Origin of the sequence: Sinorhizobium sp. P24N7 (assembly GCF_042436655.1) — a bacterium.
Taxonomy (GTDB): Bacteria; Pseudomonadota; Alphaproteobacteria; order Rhizobiales; family Rhizobiaceae; genus Sinorhizobium; species Sinorhizobium meliloti_A.
Genome location: NZ_JBHMIW010000005.1, coordinates 60,122 through 84,916, shown reverse-complemented (window position 1 = coordinate 84,916; position 24,795 = coordinate 60,122). Strand labels below are relative to the sequence as shown.

General features: G+C 62.6%; 22 protein-coding genes, 1 tRNA gene and 2 pseudogenes. 8 read left to right on the top strand and 17 right to left on the bottom strand.

The genetic code is table 11. The annotated features are described in order from the left end of the window. Positions 1–51 precede the first annotated feature (51 nt). The 3 genes and pseudogenes from ACFHWW_RS09955 to ACFHWW_RS09945 all read right to left on the bottom strand — a co-directional run. Positions 52–369, bottom strand: a pseudogene (locus ACFHWW_RS09955) (transcriptional regulator); the annotation flags it as partial. 196 nt (positions 370–565) lie between these two features. Continuing rightward, positions 566–1,527, bottom strand: a pseudogene (locus tag ACFHWW_RS09950) (SDR family NAD(P)-dependent oxidoreductase). A gap of 235 nt (positions 1,528–1,762) precedes the next feature. Then, positions 1,763–1,838, bottom strand: a tRNA-Ile gene (locus ACFHWW_RS09945). A gap of 145 nt (positions 1,839–1,983) precedes the next feature. Between ACFHWW_RS09945 and ACFHWW_RS09940 the strand changes: the two genes are divergently transcribed. Further along, the gene (locus ACFHWW_RS09940) at positions 1,984–2,772 is read left to right on the top strand and encodes an SIMPL domain-containing protein (protein WP_003537551.1); all 789 of its coding nucleotides are present in this window, start codon (positions 1,984–1,986) and stop codon (positions 2,770–2,772) included. Positions 2,773–2,866: 94 nt separating this feature from the next. Here the strand turns inward: ACFHWW_RS09940 and ACFHWW_RS09935 are convergent, their stop codons facing one another. The 12 genes from ACFHWW_RS09935 to ACFHWW_RS09880 all read right to left on the bottom strand — a co-directional run bounded on the left by ACFHWW_RS09935 (position 2,867) and on the right by ACFHWW_RS09880 (position 15,849). Further along, the gene (locus tag ACFHWW_RS09935; protein ID WP_379938101.1) at positions 2,867–3,223 is read right to left on the bottom strand and encodes a hypothetical protein; all 357 of its coding nucleotides are present in this window, start codon (positions 3,221–3,223) and stop codon (positions 2,867–2,869) included. A 259-nt stretch (positions 3,224–3,482) separates the two neighbouring features. Further along, on the bottom strand, positions 3,483–3,887 hold the full coding sequence (locus ACFHWW_RS09930; protein ID WP_018095610.1) for a ketosteroid isomerase-related protein: 405 nt from the start codon (positions 3,885–3,887) through the stop codon (positions 3,483–3,485). Positions 3,888–3,989: 102 nt separating this feature from the next. Next, positions 3,990–4,412 (bottom strand): secondary thiamine-phosphate synthase enzyme YjbQ, encoded by a 423-nt coding sequence (locus ACFHWW_RS09925; protein ID WP_127710059.1) that lies wholly within the window; start codon positions 4,410–4,412, stop codon positions 3,990–3,992. Positions 4,413–4,535: 123 nt separating this feature from the next. Beyond that, positions 4,536–4,889: a DUF1428 domain-containing protein gene (locus tag ACFHWW_RS09920; RefSeq protein WP_379938100.1), complete on the bottom strand. Its 354-nt coding sequence runs from the start codon at positions 4,887–4,889 to the stop codon at positions 4,536–4,538. Between the two features lie 95 nt (positions 4,890–4,984). Next, positions 4,985–5,554 carry a transglycosylase SLT domain-containing protein gene (locus ACFHWW_RS09915; RefSeq protein WP_018095613.1) on the bottom strand — a complete coding sequence of 190 codons (570 nt, stop codon included), beginning with the start codon at positions 5,552–5,554 and terminating at the stop codon, positions 4,985–4,987. A gap of 201 nt (positions 5,555–5,755) precedes the next feature. Further along, positions 5,756–6,046: a GYD domain-containing protein gene (locus ACFHWW_RS09910; protein WP_003532955.1), complete on the bottom strand. Its 291-nt coding sequence runs from the start codon at positions 6,044–6,046 to the stop codon at positions 5,756–5,758. A gap of 273 nt (positions 6,047–6,319) precedes the next feature. Then, positions 6,320–8,374: an RNA polymerase sigma factor RpoD gene (gene rpoD, locus ACFHWW_RS09905; protein ID WP_018095614.1), complete on the bottom strand. Its 2,055-nt coding sequence runs from the start codon at positions 8,372–8,374 to the stop codon at positions 6,320–6,322. A gap of 438 nt (positions 8,375–8,812) precedes the next feature. Next, complete coding sequence (tdh, locus tag ACFHWW_RS09900; protein WP_379938099.1) at positions 8,813–9,847, bottom strand: L-threonine 3-dehydrogenase; 1,035 nt, start codon at positions 9,845–9,847, stop codon at positions 8,813–8,815. A gap of 23 nt (positions 9,848–9,870) precedes the next feature. Continuing rightward, positions 9,871–11,058, bottom strand: a complete 1,188-nt coding sequence (locus ACFHWW_RS09895) for a glycine C-acetyltransferase (RefSeq protein ID WP_379938098.1) — start codon at positions 11,056–11,058, stop codon at positions 9,871–9,873. Between the two features lie 146 nt (positions 11,059–11,204). After that, positions 11,205–13,115, bottom strand: a complete 1,911-nt coding sequence (gene recQ, locus ACFHWW_RS09890) for a DNA helicase RecQ (protein WP_379938097.1) — start codon at positions 13,113–13,115, stop codon at positions 11,205–11,207. Between the two features lie 45 nt (positions 13,116–13,160). Further along, positions 13,161–15,164 (bottom strand): DNA primase, encoded by a 2,004-nt coding sequence (dnaG, locus tag ACFHWW_RS09885; protein ID WP_379938096.1) that lies wholly within the window; start codon positions 15,162–15,164, stop codon positions 13,161–13,163. A 235-nt stretch (positions 15,165–15,399) separates the two neighbouring features. Next, on the bottom strand, positions 15,400–15,849 hold the full coding sequence (locus ACFHWW_RS09880) for a GatB/YqeY domain-containing protein (RefSeq protein WP_018095619.1): 450 nt from the start codon (positions 15,847–15,849) through the stop codon (positions 15,400–15,402). Positions 15,850–16,175: 326 nt separating this feature from the next. Here ACFHWW_RS09880 and carA point away from each other — a divergent pair, with 326 nt between their 5' ends. Then, complete coding sequence (carA, locus tag ACFHWW_RS09875) at positions 16,176–17,381, top strand: glutamine-hydrolyzing carbamoyl-phosphate synthase small subunit (protein ID WP_379938095.1); 1,206 nt, start codon at positions 16,176–16,178, stop codon at positions 17,379–17,381. A 38-nt stretch (positions 17,382–17,419) separates the two neighbouring features. On the opposite strand, the gene ACFHWW_RS09870 is transcribed toward carA, so the two are convergent. Further along, positions 17,420–18,310: a LysR substrate-binding domain-containing protein gene (locus ACFHWW_RS09870; RefSeq protein ID WP_379938094.1), complete on the bottom strand. Its 891-nt coding sequence runs from the start codon at positions 18,308–18,310 to the stop codon at positions 17,420–17,422. A gap of 112 nt (positions 18,311–18,422) precedes the next feature. Between ACFHWW_RS09870 and ACFHWW_RS09865 the strand changes: the two genes are divergently transcribed. Further along, positions 18,423–19,184: an SDR family oxidoreductase gene (locus tag ACFHWW_RS09865; protein ID WP_018095622.1), complete on the top strand. Its 762-nt coding sequence runs from the start codon at positions 18,423–18,425 to the stop codon at positions 19,182–19,184. A 24-nt stretch (positions 19,185–19,208) separates the two neighbouring features. Continuing rightward, positions 19,209–20,075 carry an NAD(P)-dependent oxidoreductase gene (locus ACFHWW_RS09860; RefSeq protein ID WP_018095623.1) on the top strand — a complete coding sequence of 289 codons (867 nt, stop codon included), beginning with the start codon at positions 19,209–19,211 and terminating at the stop codon, positions 20,073–20,075. Between the two features lie 119 nt (positions 20,076–20,194). Here the strand turns inward: ACFHWW_RS09860 and ACFHWW_RS09855 are convergent, their stop codons facing one another. Further along, positions 20,195–21,397, bottom strand: a complete 1,203-nt coding sequence (locus ACFHWW_RS09855; protein WP_275597564.1) for a pyridoxal phosphate-dependent aminotransferase — start codon at positions 21,395–21,397, stop codon at positions 20,195–20,197. 398 nt (positions 21,398–21,795) lie between these two features. Here ACFHWW_RS09855 and ACFHWW_RS09850 point away from each other — a divergent pair, with 398 nt between their 5' ends. The 4 genes from ACFHWW_RS09850 to ACFHWW_RS09835 all read left to right on the top strand — a co-directional run bounded on the left by ACFHWW_RS09850 (position 21,796) and on the right by ACFHWW_RS09835 (position 24,675). Continuing rightward, positions 21,796–21,993: a hypothetical protein gene (locus ACFHWW_RS09850; RefSeq protein ID WP_018095625.1), complete on the top strand. Its 198-nt coding sequence runs from the start codon at positions 21,796–21,798 to the stop codon at positions 21,991–21,993. Beyond that, the gene (locus ACFHWW_RS09845; protein ID WP_379938093.1) at positions 21,986–22,270 is read left to right on the top strand and encodes a hypothetical protein; all 285 of its coding nucleotides are present in this window, start codon (positions 21,986–21,988) and stop codon (positions 22,268–22,270) included. Before ACFHWW_RS09850 ends, ACFHWW_RS09845 begins: the two co-directional genes overlap by 8 nt. A gap of 125 nt (positions 22,271–22,395) precedes the next feature. Beyond that, on the top strand, positions 22,396–23,586 hold the full coding sequence (locus ACFHWW_RS09840) for a PQQ-dependent sugar dehydrogenase (RefSeq protein ID WP_379938092.1): 1,191 nt from the start codon (positions 22,396–22,398) through the stop codon (positions 23,584–23,586). Between the two features lie 186 nt (positions 23,587–23,772). Beyond that, positions 23,773–24,675 (top strand): DMT family transporter, encoded by a 903-nt coding sequence (locus ACFHWW_RS09835; protein ID WP_275597560.1) that lies wholly within the window; start codon positions 23,773–23,775, stop codon positions 24,673–24,675. The last annotated feature ends 120 nt before the right edge of the window (positions 24,676–24,795 follow it).

Genomic DNA, 24,795 nt, shown 5'->3' with positions numbered 1-24,795 from the left:
CGCGGCAGGTTCGAGTGGCATTCGGGTGACCGGAGCAACGAACCGATAGCCTCTCGAGGGAACGGAGACGACGTAGCGGGGAGCTGTCTGGTCGTCGCCGAGCACCTTTCGGAGCAATGCGATCTGCGCCCTTAGATTGGACTCCTCCACGGCCGCATTTGGCCAGGCCCTTGCGGTCAAATCGTCTTTGCTTACAAGCTCGCCCGCCTGCTCCACCAACGCGATCAGTATCTCGAGCGCGCGCGAGCCGATCGACAGCGGTTCGCCTTCCTTCAGCAGAACATGTCTGCCAGGATAAAGGGAGAATGGCCCGAAGGTGACCGCGACGTCAGCTATAGCAGTTCCGGCTGGGAGTGCCTGCCCTTCCATTGCATCATCCTGAATGACCGTTGAAAATTTGATGCGGACTGAGCGCTACGTCAGTCCAAAATTCGTGATTCTGAAATAAAGACGTCCCCGGCGCACATTTATGCTTCCGAAGAGGGACGTCGTCCATCGATTTTCATCGAGTCTGTCAAGATTACGTGGCTTTGGTCATGAGACCATCGGGAACGGGCCGTTTCTGTCAAGCTCTCGTAGGTTCTAAACCTGTCAGACTGACAGTCTCGCGCCAAAGCCTTTCGGCCCTTTCTGGATCGACGGCATAAGGGCGTACTCCATCGGGTCCATCGGGACTGATTGCCGCTATGCCGCAGTTCTCGCAATAGACACCGCCTATCGCTTCAAGTTCCGGCGCGGTGGCGCACCAAACCGCAGTGGAAGCGCCTTGTTCCACCGTCTTCATATCCCTGACCGGATCGATTATCGGTGAGCCGTCAGGCGCGAGGGCTCCGAAAGCGTCGAACTCGGCGCGGCTCAGATGGCCGATGCCGGCAGTCATGATCATGCCGGGATGTACGGAATAGGCGCGTATTCCGTGATCTACACCCCGGGCATCCAGCGCGACGGCAAAAAGCGCGTTCGCTGTCTTGGACTGTCCATAGGCCATCCACTTCTCATAAGCACGCCGCTCGAAATTCAGGTCGTCGAAGTCGACGTCGCCCATTTGGTGACCGCGAGACGACATCACGACCACCCGTGACTTGCCCGCCGAGCACAACGCGGGCCATAGCAACGACGTCAGGCGAAAATGTCCAGGTGGTTGATGGACAAATGACCCTCACGACCACCCGCGTCGCGGAACAAGGGTCTCGCCATTACGCCCGCATTGAGAACAAGGAGGTCGAGCCGCTTTCGACGCCCGAGGAATGCGTCTGCGAAGGCGCGGATGGAGGGTTCGTCGATCAGATCGATGGGACAAACCTCAGTACGCTCCATGCCCTCAAGGGCTGTGGCGGCAAGCGAGGGGTTCAACGCGGGCACGCAGACAAATGCTCCGCGTGAAGACAGCGCTTTCACGGTCTCCAAGCCAAGACCGGAGGAACCGCCTGTAACGATTGCTGTTTGCCCGGTGAGGTCCGAACGAAGTGCGACTTGCGCGGCCGTTACGGTGGGACCGAATGAACTGTGAAGCGGCGTCTGGACCATTTTTCCTCCGCGCGTTGAACGTCTCGGGAACCGTGCGCACCCAGTTGATAGCCGGTTGGGGCGGAACTGGCGAGAGGGCTCGATATTGGAGGGAGTGCGGCCCCGCTTGCGGGTTGTTGGCGAATGAAAAAGGGGCGGCCATCGAGCCGCCCTTTTCTTTGCCCGGAGGGTTTACCAAAAGGTTTCCAAATATTTTTGAAAAACCCCCATGTAACCAATTGAAAACAAAAGAAAATGGTGGGCCCGGAGGGACTCGAACCCCCAACCAAGCGGTTATGAGCCGCCGGCTCTAACCATTGAGCTACAGGCCCTGCCGTCGTCGCCGGCGGTTGCGGACCAATGGCAGTCCGCTGTGCAGGCTCTAGCGTAAAACCTTTTTGCCGACAAGCCATTGCCGCAATAGCTACACAATCAGTAAGCATGGAATCGAGGATAAACAACCGGAGAGAAACGTCCATGTTTTCTACACGCATTGCCCGTACCGTTCATGTCGCCGCAGTCGCAGCCGCATTTGCCGGCGCCTTTGCAGCCGCGGCGGCGGCGCAGGAGAGCACCGCCGGCAAGGGAGATGGCAAGGGGCGCCCGGACGGTGTCAGGGGCCGTCAGGCGGTGATCAAGGTCTCCGGCGAGGGCCGCTCGACGACCGCTCCGGACATGGCGATTTTGCAGCTCAGCGTCGTCAAGGACGCCAAGACCGCGCGCGAAGCGCTCGATGCCAACAACAAGGCGATGGCGGACGTGCTCTCGGCATTGAAGCAGGCCGGGATCGCCGAGCGCGACCTGCAGACGAGCGGCTTCTCGATCAATCCGCAATATCACTATCCGCCGAACAATGATGGCGGTAATCGGCCGCCGGAACTGGTGGGCTATCAGGTCGTCAACGGCGTTGGCGTGCGCGTGCGGGATCTGGGACAGCTCGGCGAGATCCTGGACAAGTCCGTGACCCTCGGCGTCAATCAGGGCGGCGGCATCGAGTTCACCAACGACAAGCCGGATGCCGTGATCACGGAAGCCCGCAAGGCCGCGGTCGCCGACGCCATCAACAAGGCCAAGGTTCTGGCCGAGGCGGCGGGGGTCTCGCTCGGACGCGTGATCGAGATCGCGGAGCAGCCCTCCCGGCCCGAACCGATCCCCGTGGTCCGCAGCATGGCGAAGGAATTTGCCGCCGCCGATTCGGTTCCGATGGCGACCGGCGAGAATGCCTATAACGTCACCGTCAACGTGACGTTCGCCGTCAATCAGTAACGGGGTCCGAAGCGCAAAGCAAAGAGCCCCCACGCCAGGGCGTGAGGGCTCCATTTCCGTCGGCCGGGGGAGACGAGATGGAAAAACCGGGGATTTACCAGCGGCCGATGACCGGGCATCCGCGTGCATTGGCGAAAATGATGGCCTGGCGGTGCCCATGGCGGCGGCCTTCGACGACGACGCGGCGACCTGTTACGTCGGCAACATAGGCGCGGCGGAGACCGCGATCGCGTGCCTTTTCGACGGCGAGGCCGGGTGCACAGCGGCCGCGACGGTCGCGGCGGTCATAGTGCCGGCGATCGCGCCAGTCGTCGTGGCGGTCATAGTCGCGGTAGTGGACGCCGCCGCCCGGACCCAATTCCAGGGTGAGCGACTGCGCCGAGGCCGTGGAAACCAGACCGGTCAATCCGATCACTGCAGCGACGGCGGCTTTAACGAGGAACTTTTTCATTGCTTTTCTCCGGTGTGACGAAGCGGTTCTGGTTGACGATTGAGGCAAACATAGGCCCGCCAAACTGAACGGCACCGGAACCCTCCGTTCATGCAGTATTCAGGTTGATCACGCCCCCGACGCGCCATGAATCGCTCCAAACCCCCGGTACATTCCGGCAGGGTAAGTTATTGATCCGACAGGCTAAGGAGCGATTCCAGAAAAGTGTATAAAGGTTCTTCGTCCGGACGTGCGTTGGCGTCAGACGGTTAAGACGGGCTCACCCCGCCAGCTCGCGCTCGAAGAGGCGGCTGTTGCGATAGTGGCTGAGTCGCGCAATGAGACCGTCCTCGATCTCGAAGACGAAGACGCTCGCAATGGAATAGGCCTGACCGGAGGCTTCGGGAAAGCCGGCCATCGTCTCGCGATAGGTACCGCGCGCGGTCGTATCCGCCGCCACCCGCTCACCGCCGGCGTCCCGCATCAACACGACGTCGCCGAAGCTCTCGTCGAAATGGCGGAAATAATTCATCACCCAGCTCCTGAGCGCGCCGGCGCCGAGGGTTCGCTCCCCGGTGGGCGAGTCGAACGCGACGTCCTCGCCGACGAGACGCGAAAGCGTGTCGAAGTCGCGGTCGTTCAGGGCTTCGATGAAACGGCTGGCTATCGTCTGGGCGTCTGTCATTTTCTCCTCCGAATTGTCCCCCGCTTCACTCTACCGCAATGCGCCGGCCGCGTGGAAAGAGAAAATGGTAGCGCCCGCCCGCGCCGCCGCACCTGCGCCTCGTCAGCTGCCGAGATGCAGGACGATCTCGCGGCGGTGCGGCCGGTCGCGGTGTTCGAACAGATAAAGCCCCTGCCAGGTTCCAAGCGCCAGGCGTCCTTGCATGATGGGAATGCCGAGCGACACCTGTGTGAGTGCCGCCTTGATATGGGCCGGCATGTCGTCCGGCCCCTCCATCGTATGGACGATCCAGCTCATCGAGCGATCGGAGGACGGCGGTACCAGCCGGTGGAAAAAGGCATGGAGGTCACGCTTCACGTCCGGATCGGCGTTCTCCTGGATGATCAGCGAAGCGGAAGTATGACGGACGAAAACCGTGAGCAATCCTTCGTCCACGCCGGACGCACGCACGAAGTCGCCGGCCGCGGCCGTGAACTCGTAGAGCCCCTGCCCTTTCGTAGACATTGCGATGACGGTCTGCGCCATTCTCCCCTCCGCCAGCTTCCGCGCACTGCTGTGGCCCCGCATGTCCAGAGACGTAAGGGGCCTGTCTAGCATCCGGTTCGCTCCATGACTTACGGGATCGTACCGCAGGCCGCAACGCCGTTTCTATAGTTCGAGGAAAGCCTCGAACCCGCCATAGATCATGCGCTTTCCATCGAAGATGGACTTCCATTCGTCGCCCTGCAGTCTCGGATCCGCCATCACCTTGGCGACGATCGCGTCCCGGTCCTGACGCGACCGGTAGACGATCCACGAGAAGACGACGGTCTCGTCGTCCTTTGCCTGAACCGCGCGCGGGAATGATGTGAGTTCGCCATAGGGCACGTCGTCTGCGAGGCATTCGACGTAATTGAGCGCGCCATACTCCTTCCACACCGCACCCGCCGCGCTCGCCAGCTTCTTGTAGGCCTCTATGTTGGCCGTCGGCACTGCAACGAGAAAACCGTCCACATACGCCATTTTCGTCTCCTCCACGTTGACATCACAAGGACGATCGAAGAGCGCAGGATCCGACAGGGGGACGACATTTTGATGGCTGCCGTCATCCGCTCGCGTCAGGAGCCGCAGCCGCGCAGCTGGCGCGCGTAGTTCGCAGCCATGCCGGATGCTCTCTTGGCGCCTGCCTTTGCCGTATCGCTCCAGTTGCCGCGGGCGTAGCCGCTGTGGCCGTGGTAATAGGCGATATAGAGCCGGTAGGTATCGTTGAGAGCGATGCCGTTCCGCTGATGGCTCTGATTGTGATACCAGGCGATAAAGCGGATCGCGTCGCCGAAATCCGATCGGCGCGCCGTCCACCGGCCAGTCTCGGACTGATAGCGCGCCCAGGTGCCGTCAAGCGCCTGCGAGTAGCCGTAGGCCGACGAGACCCTTGTCCACGGGATGAAGCCGAAGAGTTTCGTGCGAGGCGGCCTGGCATTATGGCGGAAGCCTGACTCGGCATAGATCGTCGCCATCAACACCGGGACCGGCACGCCGTATTCGCGCTCTGCCGCGTAGGCAGCCCTGCGCCAATTGTTAAAAAGACCATCTCGCTGCTCGAAAACCGCACAGGCGTTCCGGGTCTCTCTCGGCACCGTCCCGCAGCCGGCCAACAACAGGAGGACGACGACAAAAACGCAACGCATCGCGGAACCTCTCGTTTGCGAGAGGTTGATAAGACGTAAATCTTAAGGATCGGTTTTTATGCGTAGGCGAAGTGGGCTACCCCTCTCCTCGGGTTAGAATCCGAGCTCCCCCGCAGGCGGGGAGCGGGCGAACGACTCCGTTCGCCCCTTGCGGGGAGAAGGCGCCGGCAGGCAGATGAGCGGCGATCCGGAAGCGCTCGATCAGAGCGTACCGATCAGTTCGCGGTAGGCGGCCTCCGGGAAGGCTTTCAGCGTGCGCGTACGCACATTGCCGTTCATGCCGAGCGTGATAGCGAAGCGCGCAGCGACTGCGTCGTCAGGCGCTTCGCAGATCGCAACCATGTCGTGTTCGCCCATCGTCAGATAGAAATCCTTGAAGGAACCGCCCATTTCCTCGAGCTGCCTCCTTGCCGCATCGAGCCGCTTCGGCGACTCGCGCACGTTCCTGATACCCAGCTCGGTCCAATTGAGAAGCAGAACGTAAGTCGTCATCTCACACCTCCCGCAAAGCATCCCGCCTCCGGCCGAAGGCGCTCAAGGATGCCCTGTATCTGAAAAATACCGGAGCGCATTCGCGCGCTCATATGCGGCCTCGGGACGCCAAGTTCCCGGCGATGGGAGGGAGCGACCTTCTCTGCCGCGACGCGCAAAGTATAAAGCAATTCGAGGAAAACGAGGTACGGTTTTGCGCCAGGCCCGGCGCACAAAGAAAAGCCGGGCGCTGGATCCAGGCCCGGCTTCGTCACTTCGTGGAAGGTCCTGGAATCAGCTGTCCAGGAACGAGCGCAACTTGCGCGAACGGCTCGGATGCTTGAGCTTGCGCAGCGCCTTCGCTTCGATCTGCCGGATGCGTTCGCGGGTGACCGAGAACTGCTGGCCGACTTCTTCCAGCGTATGGTCGGTGTTCATGCCGATGCCGAAACGCATGCGCAGCACGCGCTCCTCGCGGGGCGTGAGCGAGGCGAGCACGCGCGTCGTCGTCTCGCGCAGATTCGCCTGAATGGCCGCGTCGATCGGCAACAGCGCATTCTTGTCCTCGATGAAATCGCCGAGATGCGAATCTTCCTCGTCGCCGACCGGCGTTTCGAGCGAGATCGGCTCCTTGGCGATCTTCAGGACCTTGCGCACCTTTTCGAGCGGCATGGCGAGCTTTTCCGCCAGTTCCTCCGGCGTCGGCTCGCGGCCGATCTCGTGCAGCATCTGGCGAGAGGTGCGCACGATCTTGTTGATCGTCTCGATCATGTGCACCGGAATGCGGATCGTGCGGGCCTGATCGGCGATCGAACGGGTGATCGCCTGCCTGATCCACCATGTCGCATAGGTCGAGAACTTGTAACCGCGGCGATACTCGAACTTGTCGACCGCCTTCATCAGACCGATGTTGCCTTCCTGGATCAGATCGAGGAACTGCAGGCCACGGTTCGTGTACTTCTTGGCGATAGAGATCACCAGACGAAGGTTGGCCTCGACCATCTCCTTCTTGGCGATACGCGCTTCACGTTCGCCCTTCTGGACCATGGATACGATGCGGCGGAACTCGGCAATGGAAATGCCGGTCTCGGTGGCAAGGTTCTGGATCTCCTGGCGGATGTCGCGGATCGTCTGGTTTTCGGCCCTGGCAAACTCCTTCCAGCCCTTGCCGGCGAGATTGCTGATCGACTTCATCCAGTTCGGATCGAGCTCGGCGCCGGAATACTGCTCCAGGAACGCCTCACGCTTGACACCATAGGATTCGGCCAGGCGCAGGAGGCGGCCCTCGTTCTGCGTCAGGCGCTTGGAGATGTCGTAGAGCTGCTCGACCAGAGCGTCGATGCGGTTCTGGTTGAGCGACAGCGACTTCACGGCCTTGATCAGCTCGTCCTTCAGCTCCTTGTAGCGGCGCTCCTGCGCCGGCGACAGAGTGCCGGTCGCGGCAAGGCGCGCTTCCACCTGCTGGTCCTGCAGCTTACGGAGCTTCTTGTACGTTTCGGCGATGACGTCGAGCGTCTCCATCACCTGCGGACGCAGTTCCGCTTCCATCGCGGCGAGCGAGAGGTTCGACTCGTCGTCGTCCTCCTCTTCTTCTTCGGATGGCTGGCCTTCGCCGCCGACATTGGTGATGTCGTCGTCGTTCGCCGCAGCGCGGGTCTTGCGTACCTTTTCCTTCTCTTCCGCAGCCTTGCGGTCGGCTTCGATCTTTTCCGGGCTCTGGAACTGCGGTGCAGCCTTTGCCTCGGGGCCGGAATAGGTCGTCTCGAGATCGATGATCTCGCGCAGAAGGGTCTGACCCTCGTTCAGCTCGTCGCGCCAGATGATCAACGCCTGGAAGGTAAGCGGGCTCTCGCAAAGCCCGGCAATCATCGTTTCGCGGCCGGCCTCGATACGCTTGGCGATGGCAATTTCGCCTTCGCGCGAGAGAAGCTCCACGGAGCCCATCTCGCGCAGATACATGCGCACCGGATCGTCGGTGCGATCGGTCGGCTCCTTCTTCTTGCTGGCTGCAAGCGCGGTGCCGCTGGCAGGCGCGAGTTCGCCGCCTTCGCTTTCGCCCTCGTCGGCGCCGTCATCGTCGTCGCTGGCGGCAGCCTCCTCGGCTTCCTCGTCCTCGATGACGTTGATGCCCATGTCGGAAAGCATGGACATCGTGTCTTCGATCTGCTCGGAAGTCACTTCTTCGGAGGGCAGAACGGAGTTGAGCTCGTCCATGGTCACATAGCCGCGCTTCTTGGCGGCCTTGATCATCTTCTTGACAGCATCGTCGGAAAGATCGAGAAGCGGACCGTCCGGTGCACCTTCACGTTCAACGTCGGCTTCTTCGTTTTCTTTGACTTTTGTTGCCATTTATTCGTCGCTTTCCTTGTCGCAACCGGCCGGCGCCCGGTAATCAATGCTACTCGGAGGTCCGGGCACGCCGCGTACCCGCCACCGATTATTTCCCCTGACGTAACGGGATGATATTTAATTCCTGATTAACCACGACAGCGATCGCGGTGAACGGGCAAGCTTCGACAGTCCTGCCACTGAAACGTCCCTGGCATGATTTCCTATCCGCCGTACCATGTCGCCATTTCTGCTTGAAATGGTGATTCCCAGAATTTTTGATCCCGTCAAGCATTTCCGGTGAAAAACCGCGCAAATCGGCAAAAAACGCTCATGGACGGGATTTTGCGCTGTTTATCAGCTTTCGCTCAACATGTAGGAGCGCCCCAAAGAAAGACAAGGGTTGCGCGATTTTTCCGGAAGAATCCTGATGGCAGTCGATCGCGACCGCGACTCCGTCTACCAGTCCATCACCACCTTGCCGGAATTGCCCGAGCGCATCGCCTCGAAGCCGTCGCGAAAATCGTCGATGCCGATCCGGTGGGTGATTATCGGCGAGAGGTCGAGCCCGCCCTGGACGAAGGCGATCATCTTGTACCAGGTCTCGAACATTTCGCGGCCATAGATGCCCTTGAGGTTGAGCATCTTGAAGATGACCTTGTTCCAGTCGATTTCGAAGCCCGCCGGTGCAATGCCGAGGATCGCGATCTTGCCGCCATTGTTCATCTTGTCGATCATATCGCGGAACGCGGGCGCGGCGCCCGACATTTCCAGCCCGACATCGAAGCCCTCGGTCATGCCGATCACCCGCATGACGTCGGCAAGATTTTCCTTCGAAGCGTCGACGACGTGGTCGATGCCGAGCTTGCGCGCGAGATCCAGACGAACGGGGTTGATGTCGGTAATCACCACCTTGCGGGCACCGCAACGCTTGGCCACCATCGCCCCCATGATGCCGATCGGCCCGGCACCGGTGACCAGAACGTCCTCGCCGACGAGATCGAAGGAGAGCGCCGTATGCACGGCGTTGCCGAAGGGGTCGAAGATTGCGGCGATCTCGTCCGGCACGTCGTCGGGGATCGACACGACATTATATTCGGGAAGGCAGACGAACTCGGCGAAGGAGCCGGGGCGATTGACGCCGACGCCGAGCGTGTTGCGGCAGAGATGCCCCCTGCCCGCGCGGCAATTGCGGCATTTGCCGCAGACGATGTGACCTTCTCCGGAAACGCGCTCGCCGATATGATGCTTGCTGACGGCCGGCCCGACCTCGACGACCTCGCCCATGAATTCGTGTCCGACGACCATCGGCACCGGGATCGTCTTCTCCGCCCATTGATCCCAATTCCAGATGTGGACGTCGGTGCCGCAAATTGCCGATTTCCTGACACGGATCAGGACGTCGTTCGGGCCGACTTCCGGCACCGGCACGCGCTCCATCCAGAGGCCGACCTCCGGCTTCGTCTTGACGAGTGCCTTCATCATGTTGGTCATCGCTCGATCCTCGCCTGCGCCAATTAGATCACCTCCAGTTCGCGGCCCACCTCCTCGAAGGCCGCGATGGCACGGCGGACATCCGTTTCGCTGTGCGCCGCGGACATCTGCGTGCGGATGCGGGCCTGCCCCTTCGGCACCACCGGGAAGGAGAAGCCCACGACGTAGACGCCCTTCTTCAGCATGCGCGCCGCCATCTCCTGTGCGAGCGCCGCATCTCCAAGCATGACCGGAATGATCGGATGGCCCTCGCCGGCAAGCGTGAAGCCTAGCCTGGACATCTCGCTCCGGAAGAGCGCCGCGTTTGCGTAAAGACGGTTGCGCAGAGCGTCGCCGTCTTCGATCAGCTCGAAAACCTTGAGAGAAGCGGCCGCGATGACGGGGGCGAGCGTATTGGAAAAGAGATAGGGCCGCGAGCGCTGGCGCAACCACTCGACGACATCGGCCTTCGCCGAGGTATACCCGCCCGAAGCGCCGCCGAGCGCCTTGCCGAGCGTACCGGTAATGATATCGACCCGTCCTTCGACGCCGCAATGTTCGGCGGAGCCGCGGCCATGCTTGCCGACGAAGCCGACCGCATGGCTGTCGTCCACCATGACCATGGCGTGGTATTTCTCAGCCAGATCGCAAACGCCCTGGAGATTGGCGATGATGCCGTCCATCGAAAAGACGCCGTCGGTGGCGATCATCTTGAAACGGCTGCCTTCCGCCTTCTTCAGCTCCTCTTCCAATGCTGCCATGTCGTTGTTGGCATAGCGGAAGCGCCTCGCCTTGGAGAGGCGTACTCCATCGATGATGGAGGCATGGTTCAGCGCATCGGAGATGATCGCGTCGTCCTCGCCGAGCAGCGTCTCGAACAAACCGCCATTGGCGTCGAAACAGGAGGAATAGAGGATCGTGTCCTCCATGCCCAGGAAGGAGGATATGCGCGCTTCGAGCTCCTTGTGCTCCTCCTGCGTGCCGCAGATGAAGCGCACAGACGCCATGCCGTAGCCGTAACGGTCGAGCGCGCTCTTCGCGGCTTCCGCAAGCTCCTCGCTGTCGGCGAGGCCGAGATAGTTGTTGGCGCAGAAATTCAGGACGCGCTCGCCGGAAGCGACTTCAATCTCGCCCGACTGCTTGGAGGTGATGACCCGCTCGGACTTATAGAGCCCGGCCTGCCTGAGGCTTTCGAGTTCCGAACGGAGATGGGAGAGGAAGGCCGTGGTCATGGGCTGCGTGCTTTCGAGACAAGAACTTCATTTCACCAGTCTAGACGACTATCACGATGGCACTGCTCATGGAATCGGTTTCGATGCTGCGCCGAAGCCCCGCACCGGCAGCGGGATGAGGGCGGTTCCATCATCCCGCTTCGACTTCAGCCCTCGAACGCCTCGATCACGGCGAGAAACGCTTCGCCATATCTCTCCCGCTTGCTCTCGCCGATACCGGGAACGTCGAGCAATTCGTCGAAATCGCGCGGACGCCGCTTGGCGAGAGCGATCAAGGTCGTATCCGGAAAGACGACATAGGGCGGCACGTCCATCTCTCGGGCGAGAGAGAGGCGCTCCGACCGGAGCCGCTCGAACAGCTCGAGATCGGATCCCGCGAGGTCCGATCGTTCGCCGGTCGCCTTCGACCCGCGTGCGGCTTTGGCCTTGCCGGAACTCGGACGGTCCTTGCGGAAGAGCACCTGCCGTTCGCGGCGAAAGACGCTGCGGGCCTCGGGCTCGAGCTTCAACGCTCCAAAGGCGCCGTGGTCCACGGAGATCAGCCCGGCGGCGAGCAGTTGCCGGAAGATCGACTGCCAGGTGCGCGCCGGCAGGTCCTTGCCGGCCCCGAAGACCGGCATGTCGACATGGCCGAAGCGCTCCGTCTTCTCGTTCACGCTGCCCGTAAGCACATCGATCAGATGGCCGGTTCCGAAGCGCTCTCCGGTCCGGTAGACGGCGGCAAGCGCCTTGATCGCCGCTTCCGTGCCGTCCCAGGTCTCCACCGGCTTCAGGCAGGTGTCGCAATGACCGCAGCCGCCCGGATGAACCTCACCGAAATGCGCGAGTATGGCCTGGCGCCGGCAGCCTGCCGTCTCGCAAATGGCAAGCAGCGAATTGAGTTTCGCCCGCTCGATGCGCTTGATTTCCTCCGGCGCCCCACCCTCGTCGATCATCCGCCGGCGCTGAATGACGTCGGCCATGCCATAGGCCATCCACACTTCGGAAGGCAGGCCATCGCGACCCGCCCTCCCCGTCTCCTGGTAGTAGGCCTCGACCGAGCCCGGGAGATCGAGATGGGCGACGTAGCGCACATCCGGCTTGTCGATCCCCATGCCGAAGGCGACGGTTGCGACGAGGCACAGATTCTCCTCCTTCAGGAATGCATCCTGATGGGCGTCGCGCGCCGCCCGCTCCATGCCGGCATGATAGGGAAGTGCACGGATGCCCTGTGCATCGAGCCATTCCGCCGTATCCTCGACCTTCGCGCGCGACAGGCAATAGACGATGCCGCTTGCATCCTTGAAGCGCGACAGGAAGCGCAGCAATTGCTGGCGAGGCTGATCGCGTTCCACGATCTCATAGGCGATATTCGGTCGGTCGAAGCTGGAGGTGAAAACGCGCGCGCCGCCGAGTGCCAGCCGCTCGATCATATCGTCGCGCGTATGGGGATCCGCGGTGGCGGTAAGCGCGATGCGCGGCACGCCGGGAAAGCGCTCGGCGAGGCAGCCGAGGCCGCGATATTCCGGGCGGAAGTCATGTCCCCATTGCGATACGCAATGGGCCTCGTCGATCGCGAAAAGGGCGATGTCGGCATCGGCGATCATTTCGGCGAAGCCATCGGTGACGGCGCGCTCCGGCGTCACGTAGAGGAGATCGAGTTCGTCTCTCGAAAGAGCGCGGCGGACCGCGATCGCCTCGTCCCGCGTCAATGAAGAGTTGAGTGCCGCGGCCCGGATGCCGAGCTGCTTCAGCGCCTCCACCTGATCGCGCATCAGGGCGATCAGCGGCGAAACGACGATGCCGACGCCCCGGCGGCAGAGCGCCGGGATCTGGAAGCAGAGCGATTTTCCCGCCCCCGTCGGAAAGAGCACGACGGCGTCGCCACCGGCAACCACATGGTCGACGACCGCCTGCTGCTGGCCGCGGAAGGTGGAATAACCGTAGATACGCTTCAGGAGATCGAGGGGATTGTTGACGCTTTCCGTCTCGAACAGGCGGGCGGTGTTGTGGCTTTCGGGCATGGAATCGCTTTCATCGGGAGCACGCAGTATGGAGTCGCGGCTGATTGAAGGCAAACCGGCTCGGGCCGCTGCTCAACCAGCCCGTCGTGAGAGTATCGGCTACCGAGCCGCCGGGCCTTTGACGCGTCCGGAAAGCACGCCGAAGCCTTCGATGATCGCTTCGAGCTTGTCCATCCGGTGAAGCTCGAGCTGCACCTCCTCCATGGCGCGCACGAGCCGCTGACCCTGCTCCACGTCTTCGGACGCCGTGGCTTCCGCGATCTCGCGCTCGAGTTCCCGCTTCTGCCAGAGCAGCGCCTTCGTCCGCCGATGAAGCGTCAGGGCCTGAAGGTAACCTTCGCGTGCATCCTCCGGAGCCGCCGCCGCCGTTGCGGTCCAGAGCCGCGCATAGCGCACCTGCCGGTCCAGAGCGCCGATCAGCGTGGAAAATCCCTCCGCCTCGAGCTGCTCCATGAGGGTTTCCCGCGTGAGCCGCAATCCGTTCGCCGCCGCCGCGTTCAGAACCGCAGCCCAGCAGCGCTGCAGATCACGATGGTCGAACTCGATCGTGGCAATCTCGTCATACTCGTCGAACAGCAATTGCGGATGATTGACGATCGTCAATGCAAGCACGCTCTCGCGAAGTACCGGCGGGCGAAGCGAGCCGCGGGCCTTCAGCATCTGATTGAGTTTGGAACTGCCGGCGGTCCCAGCTTCCACGGCCGCGCCCATGACCGGGTTGGGAGCCGGCGACCAGCCCCTGCCACCCTGCCTGCCCGCCTGCCTCCCGGCTCGCTCGAACGGCCGCCTTTCGCCTCTGAACGGCGCGCTCCCCTGAAGAAACGCATTCAGGCGGTCGCGCATGTCCTGCCCATAATGGCGGCGCACGCTCTCGTCGGCGATTACCGAGGTCACCTGCCGCAGCCGCGCTTCGAGTTCGGCGCGTTTTTCCGGCGTGTCGAAATCGCCGCCCTGCACCTCGCGCTGCCAGACCATGTCGGCGAGCGAGCGGGCATTGGCGAGCACCTTGTCGAAAGGCTCGCGTCCGTCATGGCGCACCACATCGTCCGGGTCCTTGCCCTCCGGCAACAGGGCAAAGCGCACGGACCGGCCAGGCTTCAAATGGGGCAGCGCGAGATCGACGGCCCGATGGGCGGCGCGCACGCCGGCGCCGTCGCCGTCGAAGCAGAGCACCGGCTGGGTCGTCATCTTCCATAAGAGATCGAGCTGATTTTCGGTCAGCGCCGTGCCGAGCGGCGCAACAGCATTTTCTATCCCCGCCTGATGAAGCGCGATCACGTCCATATAGCCTTCGACGGCAATGATCGTGCCTGCGCCGTCGGCACCCTGCGAAGCCCGCCGGGCGCGGGCGAAATTGAAGAGCACATTGCCCTTGTGAAAGAGCTCGGTCTCATTGGAGTTCAGATATTTTGCCGGGGCGTCCGGCGACATGGCGCGCCCGCCGAAGGCGATCACCTTTTCTCGGGCGGACGGGATCGGGAACATGATCCTGTCGCGGAAGCGGTCGTAGGAAACCGGAATGCCGTCGCCGTGCACGACGAGGCCGCAGGCCTCGATCTGCTCCTTGCCGATACCCTTTCCGGCGAGAAACTCCTTCAGCGCATTGCGGCTGTCGGGTGCAAAGCCGAGACGGAACGTCTCGATCGTGCGGCCGGTCAGTCCGCGCTCGCGCAGATAGGCGCGCGCCTTTGCCCCGTTCGCCGTCTGAAGCTGATCCTGAAAAAACTGCGTCGCCAGTTCCATGACGTCGAGCAGGCTCGTACGTTCCCGCTCGCGCTGCTCGGCCTGCGGGTCCGGCTGCGGCATCGGGACTCCCGCCAAATCGGCGATCTGCTGCACGGCCTCCGGAAAACTCAGGCCCTCGAGCTCGGTGAGGAAGCGGAAATGATCGCCGGAAACGCCGCAGCCGAAGCAATGGTAGCGGCCCTTGCGATCCTCGCAGTGGAAGCTCGGAGATTTCTCGCCGTGGAACGGGCAACAGGCCCAATAATCGCCGCGCGGAACATTGGTCTTGCGCCGGTCCCAGGTGACGCGCTTGCCGATCACGTCCGAAATGGGGACGCGGTCGCGTATCTCGTCGAGGAAGGACGGTGAAAAGCGCATGGTTACCTCTACCGCATGTCGCCCGAGCCCGTGCAGCGGCTTCGGGCAACGACATGCATGCAAACCTCCATATAAGCGGCATGGCCGAAGGAAGCCACAGGCAGCCTGCGCCTTGCCCGCTATTCACAGGCACGTGCTCGAGCCAAGGAGGTAACGCTTGTCGGCCGGCGCGGCGCGGGTCTTTTGCCGTCAGCGGCCTTAAGGAATGCGCGCCCGCCGGAGCGGGCGCTGCGGCTTACTTCAGGAGGTCCTTGACCACCCCGGAGGCCTTGCCGAAGTCCATCTTGCCGGGATAGCGCTCCTTCAGGGCGTTCATGCACTTGCCCATGTCGCGCAGCCCGTGCGCACCGATTTCCGCGACGGTCTTGGCGCAGACTTCCTTGACCTTTTCCTCGGAAAGCTGCTCCGGCAGAAACTGGTTGATGATGGCGATTTCCTGCCGCTCCTGCTCGGCAAGCTCCGGCCGGCCGCCCTCGTCATAGACTCGGGCCGATTCCTCGCGCTGCTTGATCATCTTCGCGAGGATCTGCAGAATCTCGTCGTCGCCGACCGGGTCCTTGCCGTGGCCGCGATTGGCGATGTCGCGGTCCTTGATCGCGGCCTGGATGAGCCGGACGGTCGAGATGCGCCGGGTATCCTTGGCCTTGAGGGCTTCTTTCAGTGCATTGGCGAAATGCTCGCGCATGTCTTAACTCCATGTCGAAACCGACCCCAGGGCTCTATCTGCGGGGGCCGGTTCGATGCGTCCTTTTGTCATCGTCTTAAACCAGTGCGGCAGGCACAATCAAACGTCTTTGGCAACCGATTGAATTATAACGCATTTTATTTCGGAACAATTCACAGCGTCTGGTTGACCTTGCCAGAGCCTTTGGCTATTTTCCGGCACCTGCACGTACATCGGCATGAACTTTCTCCCGCGGGGTTTCCGCGCGCCATGCCGCATGCGATCTGAAATGGCCCTGAACCGACCGGCTTTCAAGCCTCGCTTTCGGCCACAACGGGATAGAGACGATGACCGCGACACCCGCATGGACAATCCAGAAACCCACTGCCCTGCTCGTTCTGGCCGACGGCACGGTGATCGAAGGCAAGGGCATCGGCGCGACCGGTAAGGTTCAGGCCGAGGTCTGTTTCAACACGGCGTTGACCGGGTACCAGGAAATTCTGACCGATCCCTCCTATCTCGGCCAGATCGTCACGTTCACCTTCCCGCATATCGGCAATATCGGCGCCAATGACGAGGACATCGAGGATCTTACGCCTGCCGCCCGCAACGGTGCCGTCGGCGTCATCTTCAAGGCAGACATCACCGAGCCCTCCAACTACCGCGCCGCCAAGCACCTCGACGCCTGGCTGAAGGCGCGCGGCATCATCGGGCTCTGCGGCATCGACACGCGGGCGCTGACGGCCTGGATCCGCGAAAACGGCATGCCCAACGCCGTCATCGCCCACGACCCGGCGGGCGTCTTCGACGTCGAGGCGCTGAAAGCCGAGGCAAAGGCCTGGAGCGGCCTCGAAGGCCTCGATCTCGCCAAAGTCGCCACTTCCGGGCAGTCCTATCGCTGGAACGAGAAGCCGTGGGTCTGGGACGAGGGCTACTCGACGCTGGGCGAGACCGACGCCGCTTATCACGTCGTGGCTCTCGACTACGGCGTCAAGCGCAACATCCTGCGCCTCTTCGCCGGTCTGAACTGCCGTGTCACCGTCGTTCCGGCTCAGACGAGCGCCGAGGAAGTCCTCGCGCTCAAGCCGGACGGCATCTTCCTGTCGAACGGCCCGGGCGACCCGGCCGCGACGGGCGAATATGCCGTGCCGGTCATTCAGGACCTTCTCAAGACGGATATCCCGGTCTTCGGCATATGCCTCGGCCACCAGATGCTGGCACTGGCGCTCGGTGCCAAGACCGAGAAGATGCACCAGGGACACCACGGCGCCAACCACCCGGTCAAGGACCACACCACCGGCAAGGTTGAGATCGTTTCGATGAACCACGGCTTCGCGGTCGATGCGAACTCGCTTCCGCAAGGCGTTGAACAGACTCACATCTCGCTCTTCGACGGCACCAATTGCGGCCTGCGCGTCGGCGGCAGGCCGATCTTCTCCGTCCAGCATCACCCGGAAGCATCGCCAGGCCCGCAGGACAGCCACTACCTCTTCCGCCGCTTCCTGAATCTCATTCGCGAGAAGAAAGGCGAACCGGCACTCGCCGAGCGCTGAGTTCTTCTCAAGGCCCGCCTCGTGCGGGCCTTCTTGCATCAGCCGTCGACGAGACGCTCGGCGATGAAATCGACCGTTGCCCGCACGGAGGGGAGCTGCCCGCGCCGGTGCGGCATCAAGATCGTCGTCATCACTTTGCCGGCGGTCCACTCCGGAAGAATGCGGACAAGCGTGCCGCTTTCGATCTCCTGCTGGCAAAGCTTGCCGGGCAAGGTGGTGATGCCGAGACCCGCGAGCGCAGCTTCTCGCAGGACGCGGGATTCGTCGGCCACGAAACGCGGCCTCGGCGAGACCGACACGGTCGCCCCATCGGCGCGCTCCATCACCCAGCCTTCGGACGCCAGCGACGTGAGCAGCCCATCATGACGATCGAGGTCCTCCGGGCGTTCGGGAGTGCCGTTCCCTCGCAAATAGAGCGGTGAGGCGACGATCAGCTTAGCCTGAAATCCGACACGGCGCTGGACGAGGCCCGAATCCGGTAGCGGTGCGAAATGGTCTCGCACGGCAAGATCGAAGCCTTCCTGGATGACGTCGACAAAGCGGTCCGTCGCATGCAGCGTCACCCGCAGTTTCGGATAGGCAAGTGCGAACTGCGGCAAGAGCGGCGCCAGGGACAGCTGCGCGGTCGGCACCGAAGCCGTGATCCTCACCGTGCCGCTCGGTTCGGCAAGTCTGCCCCTGACGATATTCTCCGCCGCCTCCGCCTCAATCATCATCGCCGCCGCGTGGCGATAGAAATCCTTGCCGGTTTCGGTCACAGCGAAATGACGCGACGTGCGGTTGATCAACCGAGCGCCGAGATCCTTTTCGAGTTCGGCCACGCGCTTGCTGAGCGTGGATTTCGGCAGGTTCAGCGCCCGCGCGGCCGGCGCGAAACCCCCGTGGTCCACGACGTGAACAAAGAACGTGAAGTCGTTGAGATTGGCCATGGCTTTCTATCATCCACAAGCGTGGACGATAGATCCACGCAGAGCCATCTAGCACAAGTTCGTCCACAGATGCATCTGTTGGTCATCATTGTTGAACCGAAAGGAAACGAACATGGGCAACTATCAGGGAAAGAAGGCGATCGTCATCGGCGGCACCCACGGCATGGGCCTGGCGACCGTGAGACGGCTTGTCGAAGGCGGCGCCGAGGTACTGCTCACGGGCCGCAATGAGAGCAACCTCGCCCGCATCAGGGAAGAGTTCGGCCCGCGCGTGCATGCACTGCGCTCGGACATCGCCGATCTCAACGAAATCGCCGTGCTCGGTGCGACCGTCGGTCAGACGCTCGGAGCGATCGATCTCCTGCATATCAATGCCGGCGTCTCCGAGCTCGAGCCCTTCGATCAGGTGAGCGAGGCCTCCTATGACCGCCAGTTTGCCGTCAACACCAAGGGCGCCTTCTTCACCGTGCAGCGGCTGACGCCTCTGATCCGCGAAGGCGGATCGATCGTCTTCACCTCCTCAGTCGCCGACGAGGGTGGCCATCCGGGCATGAGCGTCTACAGCGCGAGCAAGGCGGCACTCGTCTCCTTCGCATCCGTGCTCGCCGCCGAGCTTCTGCCGCGCGGTATCCGGGTCAACAGCGTCAGCCCCGGCTTCATCGATACGCCGACCAAGGGCGTCGCCGGCATCACCGAAGCCGAGCGCGCCGAGTTCAAGACGCTCGGCGACAACATCACGCCGATGAAGCGCAACGGCACCGCGGATGAAGTGGCACGCGCCGTGCTCTTCCTCGCCTTCGAGGCGACCTTCACGACCGGCGCGAAACTCGCCGTCGACGGCGGCCTAGGCCAGAAGCTCTCGACCGCCGCCTGAATGATTTCGAGAAAGGTACGATCCATGAGCAGCATTTCAGTTCTCGGCATGGGCGCCATGGGGACGGCGCTTGCACGCACGCTCCTCAAGAACGGCCATAGCGTCACGGTCTGGAACCGGACGCGATCGCGCGCCGAGCCGCTTGCCGGTGCCGGTGCGAAGATCGCGGAAAGCCCGGCCGAAGCGATTGCAGCGAGCGAACTCGCCATCCTCTGCCTCGTCGATTACCCCGCCGCACGTGCGGTCCTGGAACAGGCGGAGGAGGCGCTTGCCGGCCGTGACCTCCTCAACCTGACCAACGGCACGCCGGGTGACGCCAGGGAACTCGGCACGTGGCTGGCGGCCAAGGCAGCGATCTATCTCGACGGGGGGATCATGGCGATCCCGCCGATGATCGGCGGGGCCGGCGCCCTGATCCTTTACAGCGGCTCGCGTGCGCTATTCGATCGGCACAGTTCGGCCCTCGAAGCCCTTGCCGAAAGCCGTCACCTTGGCGAAGACGAGGGATTGGCTTCGCTCTACGACATAGCGCTGCTGTCAGGCATGTACGGGCTCTTCTCGGGCTTCCTGCACGCGAGCGCGCTGGTGACCAGCGCCGGAGGCAAGGCCGTCGACTTCCTGCCGCTGCTCCTGCCTTGGATCGAGGCGATGAGCGGTACCCTGCCCGACCTCGCCGGCAAGATCGATAGCGGCATGCATGGCCGCGATGTCGTCTCCAACATCGCCATGCAGAAGATCGCGCTCGCGAACATCGTGAGGGCAAGCGAAGAACAGGGCGTCGCCCCCGATTTCATGCAACCCATGTTGCGGCTGGCGGGCGACCGCGTCGACAGTGGGGGCCACGGCGACGACATCTCCGCCGTCGTCGAAGTGATCCGGAAGCGAAAGTGATTCTGTTTCAACGGGGTAGGACTGCTGCTTGAATCGGACTGGCAGATCGCTGAATCAAGCTCTGAACATGAAAAAGCCCGCCGTTGCAGCGGGCTCTTTCATGTGGGTCTGCAGGAGCATTACCTGCAGGCGGCGCAAAAGCGCTGGATGCGGCGGCAAGCCTCCTCCAGCAGCGCCTCGGAGGTCGCGTAGGAGATGCGGAAGTTCGGGCCGAGGCCGAAGGCCGAGCCGTGGACCACAGCCACGCCTTCCGTCTCCAAAAGCTCGGAGACGAAATCCTCGTCCGTTTCGATGACCTTGCCCGAGGGCGCGGTCTTGCCGATCAACCCGGCGCAGGACGGATAGACGTAGAAGGCGCCTTCCGGCGTCGGGCAGGAAATGCCCTTGGCCTGGTTCAGCATCGAGACGACGAGATCGCGACGGCCCTGGAAGATCTCCTTGTTGCGCCCGATGAAATCCTGCGGCCCGTTGAGCGCCTCGACGGCCGCCCACTGCGCGATCGAGGCGGCGCCCGAAGTCTGCTGGCCCTGGATCATGTCCATCGCCTTGATCAGATGAAGCGGCCCGGCCGCGTAGCCGATGCGCCATCCGGTCATCGCGTAGGCCTTGGAGACGCCGTTCATCGTCAGCGTGCGCTCGTAGAGGCCGGGCTCGACTTCGACGGGGGTCGCAAATTTGAAGTCGCCATAGGTCAGGTGCTCGTACATGTCGTCCGTCAGAACCCAGACATGCGGATGCTTCATGAGGACGTCCGTGAGCGCCTTGAGCTCCTCATGCGAATAGGCCGCGCCCGAGGGGTTGGACGGCGAGTTGAAGACGAACCACTTGGTCTTCGGCGTGATCGCGCGGTCGAGATCCTCGGCCTTGAGCTTGAAATTGTTCTCCTGCTTGGTCGAGACGAAGACGGGTGTGCCGCCGCACAGCGCCACCATTTCCGGATAGGAGACCCAGTACGGCGCCGGGATCACGACTTCGTCGCCCGGGTTGAGCGTCGCCATGAAGGCGTTGAAGAGAATCTGCTTTCCGCCGGTGCCGACGATCGTCTGCGCCGCGGTGTAGTCGAGATTGTTCTCGCGCTTGAACTTCTTCGCGATGGCTTCGCGCAGTTCCGGAATGCCGGAAACCGGCGTGTACTTCGTCTCGCCGCGATCGATCGCGTCGATCGCGGCCTTCTTGATGTTGTCAGGCGTGTCGAAGTCCGGCTCCCCTGCGCCGAGGCCGATGACATCGCGGCCTTTCGCTTTCAACTCGCGGGCTTTCTGCGAAACAGCGATGGTGGCGGACGGCTTTACACGGGAAAGGGCATCGGCAAGGAAGGCCATGGTGTGTTTCCTGATCGTTTCGAGACGGCGTGAGACGCTACGGAACGGAAAACCGGGGTTCCCTAGCGGTTAGGTCTATGTCGAAAGACGCCCGGTCTTGCAAGCGCCTCAGGCGAAAAACGGCGGCAAGTCAGCGCAAAATGCGTCACCATGACAAAGTTTCATGGGTGCAATCAAAGCAATCGATCGAAACCGGATTGCCTCGTGCGGACGAGCGGCTGCCGGCGCACCATCGGTCGACGCGCCTCCGCCCGGATACTACCGTGCTTTTTCGCGGCCGAGACGTGCCTTTTTTTCGCCACAACAACTGTCTCAGCGCGCCGCAATTCCGTCCCGCAAGAGCCGATTTCCAAGCGCCAATTCGCGATGCGGATGCATCGGCATCTTGGGGGTATGCTATGTTTCTCGATGATGAAGTCGCCGCCTCGCGCACCCGCCGCAACGAGGCACGCTGGGGTTTCTATATCGCGCTCGCCGCACTTGCGGCCTGCATCGTGATGGTCCTCGGATTAATGACGCAGGTGACGACGCAAGCCGACATCGGGCAGCAGCCCGCGACGGCCCACGTCCAGTCCGAAGCCGCGCGCCATGGCTGAAAACGATAACGGGTCGCAGCCGAACGCCGACCTCTTTGCACGACTGTCGGCGGTCCAGACAATCCTCGTTGCGATTGTCGCCCTATTCGCCCTTGCCGGCCTGATGCTCGTCGGCAAAGGCTTCTACGTGAAGGCCAAAGACGAGGTCGCGCAGTATCTGCTCCAGCAAAACTCCGGAGGACGACATCGTCCGGCGACGGAAGGCGAACCCCAGCCGACGCGCCTCGAGGCGATCCGAGAAGCGCCGGGACCGCTCACCACAGGATCGGTGCGATAAAGCCGTTTTGATCCGATTTGACTTGAAGGCCGGTGCGTGCCGCTCCAGTTTGCGCGTTGCTCGCGCGTTCGGACCTCCGAGACGGCACGATGCATTTGCTCAGACGGACGGACCGGAGGAATGCAATGCGGCACTCGCGCTGGAATACTGGCGGCTCAAGGGACATCGGAACATTGTTTACATTCTCGGCGGCGGCTGCAGTCTCGCTCTTTCTGGCCTTCGCCTCTTCCCCTGCCGCTGCGCAGGAGAGGCGCGAATTTTCCACGCAGACAGGAACCGTTCTCGTCGAGACGCTTGCCTCGGGGCTGGAGCATCCCTGGGCGATCGAAGCCATGCCTGACGGGGCGCTGATCGTCACCGAACGACCCGGCCGGCTGCGCATCCTGCGCGACGGCAAGCTGTCGGCTGCGATCAAAGGGGTGCCGAAAGCGGCCGCACACGGCCAGGGCGGTCTTCTGGACGTCGCCCTCGATCGGCAATTTGCGACCAACAGGACTCTCTATCTCACTCTTTCCGTCCGCGGTGATGGTGGTTACGGCACCGTTCTCGTGCGGGCGGCTCTTTCGCAGGACGAACAGAGCCTGAGGGATGTGAAGGAGATCTTCCGGATGAACAGGTTCACCCGGAAGGGGCAGCACTTCGGCTCGCGCATCGCCATCGACAAGGACGGCAGCCTGTTCTTCGGCATCGGCGATCGCGGCGAAGGCGAGCGCGCCCAGGACCCGCGCGACCATGCCGGTTCGATCCTCCACATCAACGCCGACGGCAGCATTCCCGCCTCCAATCCCTATCGCGGCGGCACCGGCGGCCTGGCCGAGATCTGGTCCATAGGGCACCGCAACCCCCAGGGTATCGCCTTCGATCCCGAAGACGGCAAGCTTTTGACCGTCGAGCACGGCGCGCGCGGCGGCGACGAGGTGAACAACCCGCAGCCCGGCAGAAACTACGGCTGGCCGGTGATCACCTTCGGCAAGGATTATTCCGGAGTGGAGATCGGTGAGGGCACCGCGAAGGAAGGTCTTGAGCAGCCGCTCTTCTATTGGGACCCATCGATCGCGCCCGGCGCGATCGCCGTTTATCGCGGCCAAATGTTTCCGGAGTGGAACGGCGACCTTTTGATCGCGGCACTGAAGTACCAGTTGCTTGCCCGCCTGGACCGCGACGAGACCGGCGCCGTGACCAACGAGGAACGGCTGTTCGACGGCGAATTCGGCCGCATCCGCGACGTCATCGTCGCTTCCGACGGGGCACTGATCATGGTCACCGACGAGGAGGACGGCGCAGTGCTCAGGGTCTCCAAAGCTCCGACGCAATGAGTCCGCTACGGAACGGCTGCCCAGCCTGACGGCGACACGGAGCGGCTTGCCCGAAAAAAACGCAACTGATAGAGCGAGGTCGCAATCACCTGAGCAGCATGGCTTCGGAGTGATTCTCGAAAGTCGCGGAATATGGCGCGAAGATCGCGCGCCTCCCGTGAGCAGGACCACGACCCGGAGCCAGCGGTGACTCGCATTCAAGCCAATCTCTTCCTCCTGTTCTCCGGTGCAATCTGGGGTGCGGGCTTCGTAGCGCAGTCGACGGCGATGGACGCGATCGGACCGCTCTGGTTCATCGGCCTGCGCTTTGCGATCGCGACACTCGTGGCACTGCCCCTGGCGCTCCTTGAAAACAGGCAGGCCGCTGCGCCCTTGCCGCGCAACGCCATGCGCAACTTCGTCTTCGTCGGACTGGCGCTTTTCGGCGGAGCCGTCACGCAACAATACGGCCTCCTCACCACCACCGTCACCAATTCCGGCTTCCTGACCGGGCTCTACGTGGTATTCGTCCCGGTACTGACTGTCGTCTTCCTGCGCCGCCGGCCGCACTGGGTCATCTGGCCGGCCGCCCTGCTCGCGGCTTTCGGCATCTTTCTCCTGAGTGGCGGCGCGCTTTCGGCGCTGACCGGCGGAGACATGCTGACGATCGTCTGTGCCCTGTTCTGGGCGGTTCAGCTGATGTTGGTCGGCTTATTCGCTCCGGCCACGGGCCGGCCGATGCTCCTGTCGATGACGCAGTTCGCCGTCTGTGCCGTTGCAGGCTGCGCACTGGCCGGGCTGCTCGAGCCGCTGAGCCTTGACGCGATCAGCGGCGCCCTCCCGCAGATCCTCTACGCCGGGATCTTCTCGAGCGGCATCGCGTTCATCTGCCAAGTCGTCGGCCAACGCTATACAACGGCGCCGCAGGCTGCCATCTTCCTCTCGAGCGAAGCGCTCTTCGCCGCCCTGTTCGGGGTGCTGCTGCTCGGAGAGACCATCACTCCGGTCGGCTACGTCGGCTGCGCCGTCATCTTCCTGGCCATGCTTGCGGTCGAGCTCGTGCCGGAACTGACGAAGAAACGCGGCGAGGCCGCCGAAGCTGCTGTCTGAACAGCGGTTTCTGCTGGCCGTTCCGTGCAATTTCTCCGCGCGGTTCGCATCGGGGTTAATACTACTAATACTCTCGGAAACCCCTCAATTTTGCTTGGAACTGTGAATTGCGCTTGAGTC